This is a genomic window from Sinorhizobium sp. CCBAU 05631 (assembly GCF_002288505.1).
In the GTDB taxonomy this organism is placed as follows: Bacteria; Pseudomonadota; Alphaproteobacteria; order Rhizobiales; family Rhizobiaceae; genus Sinorhizobium; species Sinorhizobium fredii_C.
The window spans coordinates 695,840-711,832 of record NZ_CP023065.1 but is presented as its reverse complement, the minus strand read 5'-3'; the positions used below and the strand labels follow the sequence as shown (position 1 = coordinate 711,832).

At 60.7% G+C, this 15,993-nt stretch carries 7 protein-coding genes and 11 pseudogenes; 10 read left to right on the top strand and 8 right to left on the bottom strand.

The features are described 5' to 3' along the window. Positions 1-8: 8 nt before the first annotated feature. Together SS05631_RS32425 and SS05631_RS32420 are read left to right on the top strand one after the other, a co-directional pair. Positions 9-386: pseudogene (locus SS05631_RS32425) on the top strand (thermonuclease family protein). A gap of 196 nt (positions 387-582) precedes the next feature. Continuing rightward, positions 583-834: pseudogene (locus tag SS05631_RS32420) on the top strand (WGR domain-containing protein); the annotation flags it as partial. A gap of 1,041 nt (positions 835-1,875) precedes the next feature. Here the strand turns inward: SS05631_RS32420 and SS05631_RS31600 are convergent. From SS05631_RS31600 to merBA, 4 genes and pseudogenes are all read right to left on the bottom strand, one after another. Next, on the bottom strand, positions 1,876-2,292 hold the full coding sequence (locus tag SS05631_RS31600) for a hypothetical protein (protein WP_037426343.1): 417 nt from the start codon (positions 2,290-2,292) through the stop codon (positions 1,876-1,878). Continuing rightward, positions 2,289-2,555: a type II toxin-antitoxin system prevent-host-death family antitoxin gene (locus tag SS05631_RS30065; protein ID WP_010875404.1), complete on the bottom strand. Its 267-nt coding sequence runs from the start codon at positions 2,553-2,555 to the stop codon at positions 2,289-2,291. Before SS05631_RS30065 ends, SS05631_RS31600 begins: the two co-directional genes overlap by 4 nt. 139 nt (positions 2,556-2,694) lie before the next feature. After that, on the bottom strand, positions 2,695-3,003 hold the full coding sequence (locus SS05631_RS30060) for a DUF736 domain-containing protein (RefSeq protein ID WP_037426368.1): 309 nt from the start codon (positions 3,001-3,003) through the stop codon (positions 2,695-2,697). Positions 3,004-3,550: 547 nt separating this feature from the next. Continuing rightward, positions 3,551-5,791 (bottom strand): annotated as a pseudogene (gene merBA, locus SS05631_RS31595) (bifunctional organomercurial lyase/mercury(II) reductase MerBA). A gap of 6 nt (positions 5,792-5,797) precedes the next feature. On the opposite strand from merBA, the pseudogene SS05631_RS30035 reads away from it, so the two are divergent. Beyond that, positions 5,798-5,902: pseudogene (locus SS05631_RS30035) on the top strand (mercury transporter MerT); the annotation flags it as partial. Continuing rightward, a pseudogene (locus SS05631_RS32410) lies at positions 5,899-6,027 on the top strand (MerR family transcriptional regulator); the annotation flags it as partial. The pseudogenes SS05631_RS30035 and SS05631_RS32410, both read left to right, overlap by 4 nt. Before the next feature lie 13 nt (positions 6,028-6,040). On the opposite strand, the gene SS05631_RS30025 reads toward SS05631_RS32410, so the two are convergent. Both SS05631_RS30025 and SS05631_RS32405 read right to left on the bottom strand, forming a co-directional pair. Further along, the gene (locus SS05631_RS30025; RefSeq protein ID WP_037426346.1) at positions 6,041-6,964 is read right to left on the bottom strand and encodes a zincin-like metallopeptidase domain-containing protein; all 924 of its coding nucleotides are present in this window, start codon (positions 6,962-6,964) and stop codon (positions 6,041-6,043) included. A 355-nt stretch (positions 6,965-7,319) separates the two neighbouring features. After that, positions 7,320-7,760: pseudogene (locus SS05631_RS32405) on the bottom strand (integrase); the annotation flags it as partial. Between the two features lie 1,023 nt (positions 7,761-8,783). Between SS05631_RS32405 and SS05631_RS30010 the strand changes: the two are divergent. The 3 genes and pseudogenes from SS05631_RS30010 to SS05631_RS30000 all read left to right on the top strand — a co-directional run. Further along, entirely contained in the window at positions 8,784-9,911 is a 1,128-nt protein-coding gene (locus SS05631_RS30010; protein ID WP_078070379.1) for a glycerophosphodiester phosphodiesterase family protein, read from the top strand. A 33-nt stretch (positions 9,912-9,944) separates the two neighbouring features. Then, the gene (locus SS05631_RS30005) at positions 9,945-11,021 is read left to right on the top strand and encodes a hypothetical protein (protein ID WP_037426355.1); all 1,077 of its coding nucleotides are present in this window, start codon (positions 9,945-9,947) and stop codon (positions 11,019-11,021) included. Positions 11,022-11,098: 77 nt separating this feature from the next. Continuing rightward, positions 11,099-11,371 (top strand): annotated as a pseudogene (locus tag SS05631_RS30000) (transposase); the annotation flags it as partial. Between the two features lie 42 nt (positions 11,372-11,413). Here the strand turns inward: SS05631_RS30000 and SS05631_RS29995 are convergent. Continuing rightward, positions 11,414-12,501 (bottom strand): IS3 family transposase gene (locus SS05631_RS29995; RefSeq protein ID WP_095678167.1). Its coding sequence is split into 2 segments (ribosomal slippage): positions 11,414-12,240 and positions 12,240-12,501, totalling 1,089 coding nucleotides; the frame shifts between segments, so codons are not numbered across the junction. Between the two features lie 74 nt (positions 12,502-12,575). Here SS05631_RS29995 and SS05631_RS29990 point away from each other — a divergent pair. Next, positions 12,576-13,133, top strand: a pseudogene (locus tag SS05631_RS29990) (IS5 family transposase); the annotation flags it as partial. A 166-nt stretch (positions 13,134-13,299) separates the two neighbouring features. Here the strand turns inward: SS05631_RS29990 and SS05631_RS32720 are convergent. Beyond that, positions 13,300-13,602: pseudogene (locus SS05631_RS32720) on the bottom strand (transposase); the annotation flags it as partial. Between the two features lies 1 nt (position 13,603). On the opposite strand from SS05631_RS32720, the pseudogene SS05631_RS29975 reads away from it, so the two are divergent. Both SS05631_RS29975 and SS05631_RS29970 read left to right on the top strand, forming a co-directional pair. Beyond that, a pseudogene (locus SS05631_RS29975) lies at positions 13,604-14,655 on the top strand (hydantoinase B/oxoprolinase family protein); the annotation flags it as partial. 122 nt (positions 14,656-14,777) lie between these two features. Then, positions 14,778-15,984, top strand: a pseudogene (locus tag SS05631_RS29970) (pyridoxal phosphate-dependent aminotransferase). The last annotated feature ends 9 nt before the right edge of the window (positions 15,985-15,993 follow it).

Here is a 15,993-nt window from a genome sequence, read left to right as displayed (position 1 = left end):
ACACAGTTTTGTCTCCTGACTTTAGCCAACACGTCAAAAGCGGACTTGCTGTCGGCTTCGCTTTCGATGGCCGCCACATCAACTGCGTCGTCGATGGCGGTTCTGGTTCGAGGGCGAAAAAATCCGCATTGCCGATTTCGACACACCTGAGTTGCGCCCTCCGCGATGCGAGGCCGAACGGATAAGGGGGGAGGAGGCGAACGCACGCCTTCTCACCCTGCTCAAAGCGGGGACATTCTCGCTTTCAACCGGGTTACGAGATGAGGACAAGTATGGGCGCAAGCTCCGCACGGTGACACGAGCGGGGCGCTCGCTGGGGCAGCACGCTCGTTCATGAGGGCCTTGCCAGGCGCTGGGACGGTGTGCGACACGGCTGGTGTGACTGAGAGGTCGCGAGAGGATCGTCACCCGACGGGGCGGGGACCGCGGGCGGGCTCCGTGAGCGCAGCGAGTAGAGCCGTGCGCCATAGGCGTCTCGCCCAACATGCTCTTTCTCATAACATCAGCGATATGAATCGATCCGTGCCCACCGATTCACAAGTGTCGTTGGACGCGATAGTCGGGATCAGCGATTCTGATCTCATGATCTCGCAACCCTACCGGCTCTATGTCGAGCGCCTGGATCCCTCGAGGAATATGGCCCGCTACTATGCCATGTCGATCGAACCGAACCTCTTCGGCGACATCTGCCTGCTTCGCAAGTGGGGTCGCATTGGAACCAAGGGACAGATGATGGTCCATCATTTCGGCCAGGAAGAGGATGCGGTCCGATTGTTTCTCGATCTGCTCCGACAGAAACGAAAACGCGGTTATCGTCCGCGACCTTCCTTGCCGAAGGAAAAATGGCCCGCCGAAGCGGAGCACGAAAGCGCTTCATCCGCGCCGGTTCCAGATCCGGAAGGACACTTGGATTTAGATGAAGAACGGAATCTTGATGGCGAGCTTTAGACCGAGCTTTCCCTTCCGGAAGGAATGGCTGCTCACCTTTGCCGAGGACGCGGAGCCGTCGGCCGGTAGCGGCGAAGAATTAAGCGAGCTGTTGCATGATGGATCTCTGTCCCAATTGCGGTCATCGCGGGGACAGGCGGCAGGCTGGGAAGGAGGGACGCACCTGAAAGGCCGAAACGACGTGAAGGACCTGCCCCCCGCCTGAATTTTGGCTCGCGAGGAGCCGCAACGCGTCGGGGAAGATTTCTGGCGGCGCCAGGTTGTGGCACGACGAAAGGCGTGCAACGGCAAAACCCAACTGTTCCTGACCAATGCGCCGACGTGACATCGCATCCCTCAATCCATTGTTCGGATTGAGGGAATCTCAGATCAACACGCCAGTCCAGACACCCGCGCACAGGTCTCCTAGAGACACATCAGGACAACCGGGATATCGTCGACGGGCCTTCCTCCTGGTTCCTCTGATCTTCAGGTGCTCGTACTGGGCGCGAAGCTCAGGGTCGCTGGCGACGGCCGGAGCACCCTCTTGAGAAGCCTGGCATTCTCGGTCGCGAGAAGGCGCTTTGTTCCTGAAGCTGGCCGATCAAGATCCGCAGCGCGGCAGTCTCTTGTTTTGGAGCGGGCGGATTATTGCCGGACCACGCGGACTTGCCAATCCATCGATGAACTCGCTGTATTCGGCATAATCGTGTTACGGCTGCCCCCTGCCTCGCGTGCCGTCGCAGCAACGGTGAGCCGAAAGGAGCGCCCTTCCAGCGCGAAATGTTGCGGGGTTCCGGCAAGAAGCCGATCCAACGCCTGGCGAAGGCGCCACCCGCGACAGCCTCATCGAAGACATCGGAATGGCGCGCCACCACCGCTTATGGGTTCTTCCCGGCCGGAGGGGACGTCCGGCCTCACTCGCCCGGGTACGAATCTCAGGGTGTGCTATCTGACCCGGCTGATCTCGGTGAGCGATTTGCGGCGCGCGATGAACTCGCGGAGGAGGGGAAGGAAGAACGCTTTGCTGAACCGCCCGATCGGCGGCTCGGGCTCGATGTAAAAGGAGCGGCCAACGATATACGTGTTGAATTCATCGAAGATGATCCAGAGGCGCAGGTCTGCATCGAGGCCGGCCCGCCGCTTCTCGATGGCCGGAATTTCAGCCGCGCAGCGAGCCTGCTCGGGCTGCTTGGTGGTGATCGGGAAAAACAGAACCAGGTCGTCATCAGGTCGGGCAAGCCTCACGCCGACGGCGACTGGCCGATACTTCCGCCCCTCTATCTCTCCTTTTCGGGCTTGCCGCGCCCATAAATAGGGATAACGGATGACCGTCGCGGTCTGGATGCCATCATAGCTGCTCATCGATTGGTCTCGTCGGTTTCCCCATAGGCGTCCACCGCCGCCTCGAATTCGTTGAGCAGCTCGCCCGGCAGGGTTTCGAGTGTGCCGACTGAACGGGCATCGTATTGCCGCATCAGCCGTTCGTAGTCGTCGATGTTAAGGAGGACGAGGCGCGGCTTGTTGCGTTGGGTGATCGTGACCGGATGGCGCAACGCCTCGGCGATGATATCGCCGGACTTCCGGGATAGATCGCTTGTTGAGTAGGAACCACCGGGGCGAGGCATGTTGATCTCCAGATGTCTTTGCCGGCGGGCACAATAGCATCAGAACCGACGCAAATCCGGCATTTACAGTATTGTTGTAAATGCTGTGTAGTTCCGCGGTGAAAGGCCCCGCCTGGCGGCGAGGCCTTAATCGAGAGTATCAGTCCCGGTTCGGGCGGGACCAGATGAGCTGGTAGCCATCTTCGCCTTCGACTTCCGTCAGCGTCGCGTAGATCGGGGCCGGGAAGCTCGGGTCGTCGAGCTTGACCGAGAGGTAGTCACGGTCCTGCTCGGAGCGCTTCTGCCAGGCGGCGCCTAGTTCGACGGCACCCGCGTAAATGCGGAAGTGCGGGCCCTTGTCCGAGGGGTTTTCGATGCGGCCGATGCGAGCTTTGACGTTAAGGGCGAGGGTGCGGATTGAGCCGGTGAAGCCGTTTTCGGTAGAGGTGAAGGTGCCGATGGTAGCCATTGTCATGTTCCTTTCGTTGTTTCGGGCCGCGCCCTTCGCGGCCTCGATGGCTGTCGGAAAGACCGGGGGGCGATCGGTCCGCACCTGAAAGGCCGGAACATTGTGGAGGGCGGGCAGGAAGAAACTTTGTTGTTCCGTGAGGAATGACGGCGGAGCCGGCAGGGGAAGAAAGTTCTGAAGGGCCGTTGCGGGAAGCCAATCGAGGCGAAGCCGTTCTCCGGTCAGGCATGCCTCATCGAGCGCCAGAAGTGAGCGCCGCAACCAATGAAGAGAAGGAACATGAGACTGGCTACGCTCGCGCCTTTCGATCGAATGTGTCCAAACGGCTCATAGGTGAAACCGCTCCGGATGCCTGGTCGTTTGCCGCGAGCACCTCCGTATGGAGCTCCGCAGACGCGTGATCCGGCCGCGGCTCGAGTTCGGGCGCGATACCGAGATCGGCGCGTAGGAAGCAACTACCAAGCTCCGCGACATATCGTGACAGTCAAGCCGTCAGCAGCGACGGGGCGACGGATTTCTCCCAGTAAACCCCTGTCAGCAGCGTTGATCAGCCGGCACAGCACGACAGCCTGGCGACGTCCTTGTCGAAAGCCAGCGCCACGAGTTTCAGCCCTTCGACGGTGGTGAGGTACGGAAAAATCGTGTCCGCCAGTTCGTCGACGGTGAGGCCCTGCCGGACCGCCAGCGTCGCGGTCTGGATGCTGTCGGCACCCTCCGGCGCCAGGATATGCGCGCCGAGTAGGCGACGGGTTCCAGCGTCGGCGACGAGCTTGATGAGCCCTCAGGTATCGCGAGCGGCAAGCGCGCGGGGCACCTGGTCGGACCGATCGTCAAGACAGGGACCGCATTTCGCTCGGCGCGCGCCGCGGCCTCGGTCAGCCCGACGCTCGCCATCTGCGGATCGGTGAACACGATCGCCGGCATGGCGCTGTTGTCGTAGCACAGGCCGTCGCCGTTGAGGACGTTCCTCGCCGCGAGCCTGCGCCGGAGGCGGCCATGTAGACGAACTCGTTCGCGGCCGGTGACGTCGCTGGCGGCATAGATGCCACCCGGGTGGTGCGCATTCGGCCGTCGACGACGATGCCGCCGTTCAGCGAGACGGCGATCCCATGGTCGGCGAGGGCAAGGCCGTCGATGTTGGGGGTGCGGCCGGTCGCGATCAGCACCTGATCGGCGTCGATCGCAACATCTTGGCCGTCGCGCGTGACGGTCTGTAGAACGCCGCCCTCGATCCTGCGGATGGCGCGGTAGGCGATGCCGGAGACGACGGTGATACACTCGTCCTCGAAATACCCCCGTCAGCGCCGCGCCGATCTCGGGCTCAGCCTCGGGGAGCAGGCGCGACCGGCAGACGAGCGTCACCTTGACGCCGGCGCGGGCGAACATCTGGGCGAGCTCTGCGCCGATATAGCCAGCGCCCATGACGAGCAGCGAACGCGGCAGTTCCTCGAGGTCGAGCGTGGTCGTGCTGGTCAGATACGGCACGGTCTCGATGCCGGGAATGGCGGGGGCCGCCGGTTTGCGCCGGTGGCGACGATGATCTTGCCGGCCGGAATGCGCGTGCCATTCACCTCGACACCGCCGTCGATGAGGCGCGCTGGCCCTTCAACGCGATAGGCGATAGCGTTATAGGCGGGGAGCAGGTCGACATACTTGGCCCGGCGCAGATCGGAAACCAGCACGTCCTTCTGATGGACGGTTCCACACCAGTCGGTCAGTTCGGCCTCGGCGGTGATGCCGGCAAAGCGGGCGGCGGCGCGTGCATTGTGCAGCGTCTCGGCGGCGCGGATCAGGGTCTTCGACGGCACGCAGCCGACATTGACGCAAGTGCCGCCGATGGTGCCGCTGCCGATGAGCGCGACTTGCGCGCCCTGATCGGCGGCCGTGATCGCGGCAGAGAAGCCGGCCGAGCCGGCGCCAACCACGACGAGGTCATAGGCACCTCCATTGCGGCCGTTGGCCGGGAAGGGCCGGCTTGCGACCGTCGCGCTCTTCGATGCCGCATCGAGATCGGCAAGGCTCGGCCCGAAAAGCGCGCGGCCGGCCTCGAGCCCTTCCTCGATCGACAGCCGGAAGCCCGGCTCGTCGGCGGAACGTCCGTCGCGCCAGGCGGATAGATGCTCGTCAGAGCCGAAAAACGCCGTCGTCGCGCAGAGCGAGCTCGCTGCGCAGCCGCGTTCATAGCGGACCCTCTGCCACATGACGACCGTCGACGGCGCGACCTCGGCCAGCGCCCGTCCTCGCTGCCGCGTGGTGATCCGGATCGGCGCGCCGCAATGGCGGCAAGGCGAGGCGATCGCGATGTCGCGGTCGGATTCATGGCGCCGATGCCGAGCGCGTCGACGACGCACATGGCGTTGACTACGTGTCCGTACAGCGTCACCCGATGGCCCGTCTCCCGGTCGGCGAAGGGATAAGCGCCGACGATCTGCTCGCCGTCGAGAACGACCAGACCGCGCCGGCGAAGTTCTGCGAGCAGAGGCCGGATGGCCGCCCCGCTGAGTTCGGCGCGCTCCGCAAGCGCGCTCCGGCTTGGGGCTCGTCCGCCCTCGGCATAGAGCTTAACCAGCGCGATGCGCACGCGGTCCGCCGCTGTATCATAGCCGCTCCAGCGCTTGAGCACATGGTCGGAGCCGACCATGGCCAGCAGCGCGTTCCGGACTACCGGCGACGTGACGACCGACCAGTCGGGAAACGTCACACCCGGCCGCACGGCAAAGCTCGGCGGTGTCGCGGGCACAGAAATGACAGCCTTGTCCCGGGGGGAGGATGCGCAGCAATTGTTTATGGCTTCATGCTCGGACGACAGCGCCTGGTCGCAGCCGGTGGCATTCTCGGCGCGCTCGCCGCCTCGTCCTGCTGCATCATTCGCCTTGTCCTGTTCAGCCTTGGCATCGGCGGCGAATCGCCGACCTGAGGCGCATGGAGCGCGTTCTCAAATCCGTCGTTGCCCAATGCGGCGACGGCACGCTCCCGGAGTGTCCGTTGATCGAAACGTTGTTCCAGGAGCGCACTGTCAACTGATCGCTGGGGGCGCCTATGCAGCGCCCCGGACCTCGTTCCTCTGAGCGTCGCTCTGTTGCGCGTGCATCCAGTCGGCGATCTGCTGCGCCTTGCTCGCCGCAGTGAAGATGGCGCGCTGGTCGGAGCGCAGCACCTCGAGCCAGGAGGCGATGTACCGGGCGTGGTCGGGTCTCGGCTCGACGCTGAGGTTGAGATCGGCGCAGATCATCGCGCTCAACAACTCGACCGTGCATTCCTCCATAGCGTATGCGGCCGAGCCGAAGCGTCCGGAAAGATCGCGGTCGAGGCGACGCTTGGCGCCGGAAGCGTGGCCACATTCATGGAGCAATACGGCGTAGTAGGCGACCGCGTCGCGGAAGCAGGCGAACACCGGCATCTGCACATGATCGGTAGACGGACGGTAATAGGCCTGCGAACCGCCGTGGCGGATGTCGATGCCGAGGGAAGCGCAGAACCGTTCGGCCCGCTCGATCCGCTCGGCCTCGGGCAGCACCGGCATCTCGGGCGGCGTGTAGCCGTCGACCTGGGCGCAGTTGAATACGGTGTAGCCGCGGGCGAACAGACGCCGGGCGGGCTCGTGACGATCCTCGTCGCCGTGTTGGGCGTCCGCCGCGTCACGATCGGTGGTCTTCCAGAACACGACCAAGTGACCGCGCTCGCCCTTGCGAACCTGAGCGCCGAGCGCCTGCCAATGGCGGTAGGTGCCCCAGATGCCGGCGGCATAGCCTTCAGCGTGCGCCGCAGCCCAGAGCGAGAGGATGTTGACGCCGCGATAAGCCTTGCTTGAGGCGACGTTGACGGGCGTGGTGATGGCCGATCCGTCGTGATGCCAGGGCATCCGGTAGTCGCTGGCGCCCGCCTCGATGGCGGCGATGATCTGGCTGGTGACCCGCTCGTAGACATCGGTCGGGGTCTGAGGGGTGCGATCTGTGGTCATTGCTGCCTCCTTAAGCTCGCCCTCTCCGTCGAGGGCGAGGCGGCAGGGGCAGACGCGGGAGGCCGGCCCGTCACACCCTGTTCTCGGTGCTGGTGCGGAACAGGGTTGATGGGCTGGCAGCGTCTGCCACACCCGAGCCCTGCCTCGACGGGCGAGCTAAAGGAGGCGCGGATCATGATCGGCGCGCGCGGAACAAGGCGGTTAGATGATGCGCGGCTCTCTCAGCCGGCGTCGTCTCGCCGCGAGCGCTTCAAGGCGACAACCCTGGCGTCAACACATCGGGCCAGCTCCTGCCGCAGCCCCTCGATGACGGCATCCCGCTCGGCGATCGAAGCCTGCCACGGCCCGCTCAGCATCAGGAGCCAGACGCAGTCCGAACCTCGTCTATGTTGATCAGGACCACCATCATTCGCTCGAGGTCCTGCTGGAGGATACTGCGCTGAAGATGGACAGTCGATTCTCGTTCAACAGGCTCCTGGCTTCTTGCGCTGAACGGGCCCAGGCGGGCCGATGTCTTGCGGTGATGCAGGCATCAGGACAAGGGTCGGCTGGCAAAGCGCTGTCAGCGGGCCTTTGGCATCAGTTGCCTGCTTCAGGCAGGCGGCAGTGCCGGGATCGAAGAAGCAGTCGGCCAGCACCCGACATGCAATGTTCGCGCGAGGCTCGCGAGCATTGTGCGGAGCCGGGCACGGTCCGCAATCATTGCCGGAAGCGGGCCGAGTCTGCCGATATGCCGTCGAGCGTCTTCGCTTATGCGCGTTGCCGCGGGTCCGGGCTGCGTCGCGCCGACCTGGCGCAGGATCATGCCATCCTCCGTGATGGAAAGACAATCACCTCCACTCGAGGTGAGATCTTATTTGGATATTGAGATATTGGCCTTTCTGAGCGCTTCCTCTATCGATTTTGCTCCAAGCGCCTCAAGCGCACGAGCAAGGCTTTGTTCGACTTCAGGGATACGTTTTCCCTGAATCAGTGCGATCTCGGCGACAGATCTACCTTCGGACACCCATCGAAGGCACGATTTTTTGATGGGTGAGAGCATGGTTTCCCAAATCCAACCGCCAGATTATGCACTACGGACCGTCGGTCTCGGAAACCAAGAGCATCGCCGGCGAAAGGATGGCTTACAGGCGGCCATATACTCCTACCGACTTCTTGATGAGGGATGGCGAGCGCAGTGAAGCCCAATGCCTCCCCTATCCGGCGAGACCACCCTCCGCCACTTAGTCCACGTGGAGTTCAGTTCGAGTTCGGACCTCAGCAGCAGGAAAGCGGCTTCCGGGAGGAAGCCGACCTTTCCATGAGAGGATCCCCTCTGCCTGCGCAGGATAGTTTAAAGCCATACGCAGCGCCGGCTGCCACAGCGCGCGCGTCCGCCGCCTTGAGCACTGTTGATGGTCAGCGCGCCGGCTCTCGCCGAAAATGTCGCAGCAATCGCGATGGCTGCGGAATGCAAGGACGAGTGACAGTTTCATGAGCTTCTCCCAAGTTTGAAGATGCACACCTCTTGCGTGGGCCCCCTTGCCACTTAATTACATTGCGCAAATTAATCTTCGTTGCAACAGATTGTTCGAACCGTTTGTCCTAAGCCGGACAAGAATGTTGGTGGCCGGCCAGGATTTCGTTAGGTCCGGACCGCGGCGCCGACAAATGGTGCGGCGTAAGGGGCGCGCCAATTCGGCACGGAACTTGCTGCGAGGATTTCGTTTAAAGCAGACGGCAGCGGCAGATCTTCGGTGGATTAGCCGGCCGTGGGTGATTAGCGCTTAGTATGGCGTCATGAACAGGCGTGTCACGTTGTTTTCATCGGGGATTGATCATGCGAGTAGCGCTGATTTCTACGTCAATATTTGCCTTATGTTGTTCGTCAAATGTCAGGGCAGAGGCGGTGCTTCCAGTGAACCCATCACCATATCTGGTCGGCGCCATCACGAGAAACATGTTTAGAGTGCCAAAACCTGACCAGGACTTGGTTCTACTATCTGCGCACCGCGGATCTTGGGAGGTATATCCCGAGAACTCAGCCTACGCCTTGCAGGACGCCTGGAATTCACAGATTGAAGCCGTGGAGGTCGATGCCCGGTTTACCGCCGATAAGGAAGTCATTCTATCTCACGATTACAGGATGGAGCGCGAGTCCACTGGAACCGGCTTCTTGTACGATCAGAACTACTCGCAAGTACAGCAAGCCGATCTACGCGACCGTCATGGGCGCGTGTTCAAGGACTCGCGAGGACGCAACGCCAAGTTCATGACGTTTTCCGCGGCGCTTGATCTGCTCGCGCAGTACGTCACAGATGATGGGCATGGTTATGTGATGATCATCGATGTGAAAGGGGCGGTTGACGAACAGGATCCCACTGATCCCATCGAGCTCACGCAGCGTTGCCTTGATATTCTCGCGGCCAAAAAGAACCCAAAGCTCAGCAAGGCTGTGGTGTTTAAGCTGAAGGCTAAGGATGCGGTGGATATTGGTACGTTTCTGAATCGGACCACCTACGATCCCAACGTCATAGGCGGGTTGATCATAGTTGAAAATCCGGACGATCAGAACGTTAAGGAATCCAACTATGATCCTCACGAAGATACAATTTACGATCAGTGGAATGTGGCGCCGTTCCCCGTCCAGTTTGAAATGAACCAATTCTACAAGGGTGACGGTCTTCAGGCGTATCTCGACTATGTCGATCAAAAGCAGGGCTTCGCCACCTATCATGAAAGTAATTATTATCCGGAGGGCGTCGCCAACAGCGCGGGAAAATGTTGTTTTGAGCATAACACCGATCCCAGATCCGTCGCTCACGGAGGTATAGTGCCGGACTATCGCGGCGAACCGGAAATGGCGATCGTCAATCGTACGAATCTGATCACCACTGACTGGCCCGACGTGGTTGCCGACATGCTGCGCCAGTTGGGGCGCCGCAACACCAGCAAACTGAGCCGCTAAGGTAAGACCTACCGCTTAAAGAGGAATCTTCCAATGATAACTGGAAAGACAATCTCTCTACCACTCTCTGTAATAGCGTGTCTTGGTGCTGGCGCAAGCCAAGCTGCCGCATGCGCCAATCAGACTGACTGCCTTAAAAGCGCCTCGGCAAAAGTGTCTCAGACACTCACCCCCAAGGTTGTGCCTGTTTTTGGCGACTATCCGAAGCTGTATATACACGACTCTGCTGCGAATGAGGATTATACGGTGCCTGATACTACAAAGCAGGAATTTGACTTTTATACGAATAAGACTTCATTTAACCTCCCGCGTCGCTCTTCAATCGAGACAAGAGAGATCGCCTCGATCAGCCCGGCCATGGGGTTCACTGTCCTTTTGGTCGAAAAGACCCGCGATAATACGGTTCCCAATGGCGGTAGCACACTCTCGCTATTAAGTTCCAATTCCAACGACGCTTACTTGTCATTCGCTTTAGGCGCCAAGCCCAGCGCAAGTGGGCAAAAGTGGTCTTTTGCCAAAAGCTTGCTTCAAGGCAACAAGGCGCAAACCGCATATTGGCAGAAGCCGTGGGATATGAATCTTCTGGGACCAACAGGCGACTTCTCCGGAACCGAGTGGATCTATTACACCTTCACTCCAGACGGCAAGGTTCGCATCGACCGTTTCGCGCCGTACACCTATTTTCTGGCGTTTACCGCTTACCAGTGGGATGAGGCCGTGCTTGACGGTGGCTTCCCGCATTTTCCCTTCGACACCGGTACGCCGACCAACCGGCCGCAGTCCGTCACTTTCGGATCCGTCGGGCCATGGCTTATTGGCGCTGCTGGTGCGCCCGGACAAACCCCGCCGACGAGCGAGCCAATAGAGGCATTGCCCGGCTTTGAGGGAGCGACAATATTCTCAGCGCCCTTGTCGATGAAGGAAGTTATAGCTTACCAGAATTCGCTGAGGGGAAGTTATTTTCTCGACGTGAACATGCTTCCCTGCAACAGCGGCCAGTACCTTTCCGGTCGAATTAGTACTCCCTGCGGTACAGGTAGTCCTGGCAATCCGCCACCGAACATTAACTCTGTCGCTCAGCATAGGATCAGCACCAATACCAATCGTTAGAGCCTGACCGAAAAAGAGTTGAGTGAAATCAGCCAGTTGTGATTCTGTTTGTTTGCTTAGGACGAACGGAGACCACAATGGGCTGGACTGATTTCACCCGTCGGCAATATGCCCGACGCGCAAGGCGGTATGCAAGCGATCTGACGGACCGGGAATGGGGATTGATCTCGCCTTGCCTGCCTGGACCGCGGCGGTTGGGCAGGCCGCGCAGCACCGATCTTCGCGAGGTCGTGAATGCGTTGCTTTACATCGCCACGACGGGGTGCCAGTGGCGGATGATGCCCAAGGATTTTCCGCCTTTTACAACTGTCCAGTCCTATTTCTACGAATGGCGAGCGACAGGGTTATGGGGTGGTAATCCTCCCCGTTTTAACGGGGTTTGACTGTAGAATTCACGCGGCCATTTTCAGTTTCTGGGCGGGTGTGACGCCGCCAATGCCCATGTTGGGGCGTTCATGATTGTAAGTCCAAAGCCACTCTGTGGCGATCTCCTGCACCTCCGTTATGCTGTCAAAAATATAGAGATCAAGCCATTCATGCCGAACGGTTCGATTGTAGCGTTCGACATAGGCGTTCTGTTGCGGCTTGCCTGGCTGAATGTAATTCAGGGCTATTCCCCGTGTTTCGGCCCATTCCATGAGCGTGCCGCTGACGTATTCCGGGCCGTTATCAACCCTGATCGCCAGCGGCTTGCCCCGCCATTCGATGATCTGGTTGAGACTGCGCACAACCCGTTCGGCGGGTAGCGAGAAGTCGACCTCAATGCCCAAGCCCTCGCGGTTGAAGTCGTCCAACACGTTCAGCAGCCTGAATTGCCGACCGTCTGCGAGACGGTCGGCCATGAAATCCATCGACCAGACCATGTTCGGCGCATCCGGCACCGCCAGTTCATCCGGCTTCTCGCGCTTCAGCCGCCGACGAGGCTTGATCCGCAGATTCAGCTCAAGCTCCCGGTAGATGCGGTAGACCCGCTTGTGGTTCCAGCGATGCCCCTGAACATTGCGCAGGTGGAGGAAGCAGAGGCCAAAACCCCACGTCTTCTTTACCTTCACAAGCCCAAGCAACAGGTCGGCGATCTGCTCGTTGTCGGCATTGCGTTGCGGGCTATACCGGTAACAGCTTTCGCTGACGCCAAACGTCCGGCATGCCAGCGCGACACTCACACCGCGTTGCGCCACTGCTTTCTCGGCCAGCTCCCGGCGCTGAGATGGCCGCGTCATTTTTTTCCAAGAGCCTCCTTTAGCAGATCGGCTTGCATGCTCAAATCGGCATACATCCGTTTCAGGCGGCGGTTCTCTTCTTCCAGCGCCTTCATCTGGCTCATCATGGAAGCGTCCATCCCGCCATACTTCGCACGCCACTTGTAAAACGAGGCGGTGCTGATGCCATGTTCGCGGCACAGGTCGGGAACAGGCATCCCGCCCTCCGCCTGGCGCAATACCGCCATGATCTGGGCTTCGCTAAATCGGCTCTTCTTCATCAAAATCTCCTCGAGCATCTTGCCGAGAAAATTCTACTTTTGAAGCCCCTTATTCGCGGGGAGGATTACCGGGTCGGATCAACCATCATCTTGTGATGGAGGCGCGCGAATTGGAAGGCCGGGAAGCCTCGCCATCTGCTGGCGTGATTGACAGTCAAAGCGTGAAAACCACGGAAAGCGGCGGAATTTCGGGCTATGACGCGGGCAAGAAGATCAAGGGACGGAAGCGTCATATCGTCGTCGACACGCTCGGGTTGATGGTCGGCCTCAGGGTTCACAGCGCCGATATCCAAGATCGCGACGGCGCACCTGCCGTCCTCAAAACCATTCTCAAGCGCTGGCCGTGGCTGAGACATATCTTCGCCGACGGTGGTTATGCCGGACCGAAGCTGAAGGGCGCACTCCAAAAGATCGCTGCCTTCACTCTCCAGATCGTCAAGCGGACCGACAAGGCCAAGGGCTTCGAAGTTCTGCCGCGGCGCTGGGTCGTGGAGCGCACCTTCGCATGGCTTGGCAGATGCCGACGATTGGCTAAGGATTGGGAGAAGTCCATCGCATCAGCCGAGGCTTGGATCACTATCGCCCACATCCGGGTCCTGACACGACGCTTGGCAAGGTACGGATATTGTTGAGACCTTTTCGAGTCAGGCTCTTAGGTCGTGGCAAGCAAAACTTTGGCCTTGCCTCAACGACGATTGAAAAGATTTTCAAGGCAAGGAGGTCGATCCGATGACGAGCAAACTCGGGCCAGGCCGCGACTCCGGCTTTGCCGGCCGGATGCTCGACCAATGCTAATCAGAAGAGCTCGGTGACGAGCGCCGCGGAGGTTTGCTGACGCACCGCGACACGGGCCTCAGGGCTTTGGCTGCGGATGGTCTCCTCAACCTGCCAGAGCTTCGCCATCCGCTCGACCGTCGCCGTTGCGACCTTCGAGCTTTCCGCGACATGCTGCAGGAACAAGCGGCGGAACAGGCGTGAGAGCACCCGGACCGGCAGGAAAAACCCAGGCTTGCAGGCGATCCATTGCGTACCGTCCGGCGAAAACCCGCCACCTGGGACGACGCAGTCCAGATGGGGATGGTGCAGCAAATTTTGCCCCCAGCGTCGGCTCATGGACATGATGGACGAGTTCCGCATGGAGGATCTGGAGGGGCTCGCCGTCTTCATCTTCAAGCGCAGCTACGACGCGACAATTGAGCGCTTGGCTGAACTTCCATTTGGCTCGTACTCCAACACGATGCGCGTCGACGGTTACGACGCACCGATCGACATCGCGGTCCGCCTGGACGTTTCGAAGGACCAAATCGTTGCCGATTTCGAGGGCACCTCACCGCCGAGCCCCAAGGGTATCAACTGCCCGTTGATCTACTCCGCAGCCTATGCCTACGCAATCAAGTGCGCGCTGGCGCCGGAAATCCCCAACAACCATGTGTCGCTGAAACAGTTCAAGATTGCCGCGCCGACGAACTGCATCCTGAATGCTCAGCGCCCGGCCCCTGTTTCCGTTCGACATGTTCTTGGCCATCTCGTGCCCGACGCCGTTCTTGGCGCCATCCATAAGATGCTGCCCGGCCGCGTCCCTGCCGAAGGATCCGGCGCGCTCTGGAACCTCCATATCAGCGCCCGCCCGCTCCAGGGCAACAATGGTCCGGCCGAGGCGGCCAGCGTGCCGAGGTACTGCTGTTCAACAGCGGCGGCATGGGCGCACGTCCGGAACTGGACGGCTCGAGTGCAACGGCGTTTCCGAGCGGTGTTCAGTCGATGTCGATCGAGGCAACGGAACATGTCGGCCCGGTCATCTTCTGGCGGAAGGAACTGCGCGACGGTTCCGGTGGTGCGGGTCAGTACCGTGGCGGTCTGGGCCAGGTCGTGGAAATCTCGCCGACGCAGGGGCACGAGATCTACTTCAACGCCATGTTTGACCGCGTCAAGAATGCTCCACGCGGCCGCGAGGGCGGCGAAGACGGCGCCCCGGGCTCAGTTAAACTCGATGACGGTACGGTACTCGCCGCGAAGGGACGCCAGCATGTTCCCGCTGGTCGCAGGTTGATCCTCGAGCTGCCCGGTGGCGGCGGCTACGGCCCAGCCTCCGAACGCTCGCCCGAGTTGGCGAAGCAGGACGTGGAATTCAATTACATCGCTTCCAGGGCCTGACGGCCGTTTCGGCCGGTGCGCCTCCTTCAACGCGCCGGCCATCTTTTTCGACCGCGCAGGGCGAATGTAGCGGACATCCCATTCCCCCAAGCTTTCCTATGACGCCAATCGAGGGAAACATCATGACATACGAAAATCATCGCGCCGCGAGCATCAAGGCATCCCCGAGCATGGCGATTGCCATGGCCGCAAAGAAACTGCGGTCCGAAGGTCGCGACATCGTCGACCTGTCGCTCGGCGAGCCAGACTTCGAACCCCCCGCCCATGTTGGCGAAGCAGCGTGCGCCGCCGTTCATGCCGGCGGCATCCGCTATGGCGCGTCGGCTGGCAATGAGACCCTGCGCAAGGCGATCGCCGAGAAGTTCAAGCGCGACAACGGTCTCGACTTCACGCTCGACGAAATCACGATCGGCAATGGTGCCAAGCAGATTCTGTTCGACGCCTTCCTCGCCACCCTTGAGGCCGGCGACGAAGTGATCATCCCAACGCCATGCTGGGTCTCCTATGGCGATATCGTCTCTCTTCACGGCGGCACACCAGTCTACGTCGATTGCGGACCGGAAACCGGCTTCAAGATCACCGCGGACATTCTCGAAAAAGCCATCACGCCGCGCACGCGGTGGCTCATGCTGAACTCGCCGTCCAATCCGACGGGCGCGATCTACAGCGAGGCCGAGTACAAGTCCCTCGAGCGCGTTCTTGCCGGCCAACCGCGCGTCCTGGTCATCTCCGACGAAATCTATGAACACATCCTGCTCGGCGCGCAGCCATTCGTGTCCTTCGGGACGGTCTGCCCGTCGCTGCGCGATCGCACCCTCATCGTCAATGGCGTGTCGAAGGCCTACGCCATGACCGGTTGGCGCGTTGGATACGCTGCGGGGCCGAAGGCGCTCATCGCCAGCCTCAACAAGATGCAGTCGCAGAGCGTCACGTCCGTGTGCAGTGTCGCACAGGCTGCCCGCACTGGCAGCGCTCACCGGAGACCAGTCCTTTGTGACTGAGGGCGCCAAGACGTTTGCTCGCCGATCCGAATTGATGGCGAGAGGATTGGCGAAGATCCCCGAACTCCAATTCACCCCTCCGGACGGTGCCTTCTACGCCTTCATCGGCGTTGGCAATCTCATTGGTCGCAAGACCCCGGACGGAACCGTTCTCGCTGATGATACAGCTATCGCAGCCTATCTCCTCAATGAATTCGGTCTGTCCAGCGTTCCGGGTGCTGCCTTCGGCTCGCCTTCGTTCATCCGCCTGTCGATTGCCGCTTCGGACGCGGAACTCGAAAGCGCGTGTGAACGTCTCGCCAAGCTGGTTGCGTCGCTTAGCAAATAGCACTCGAGG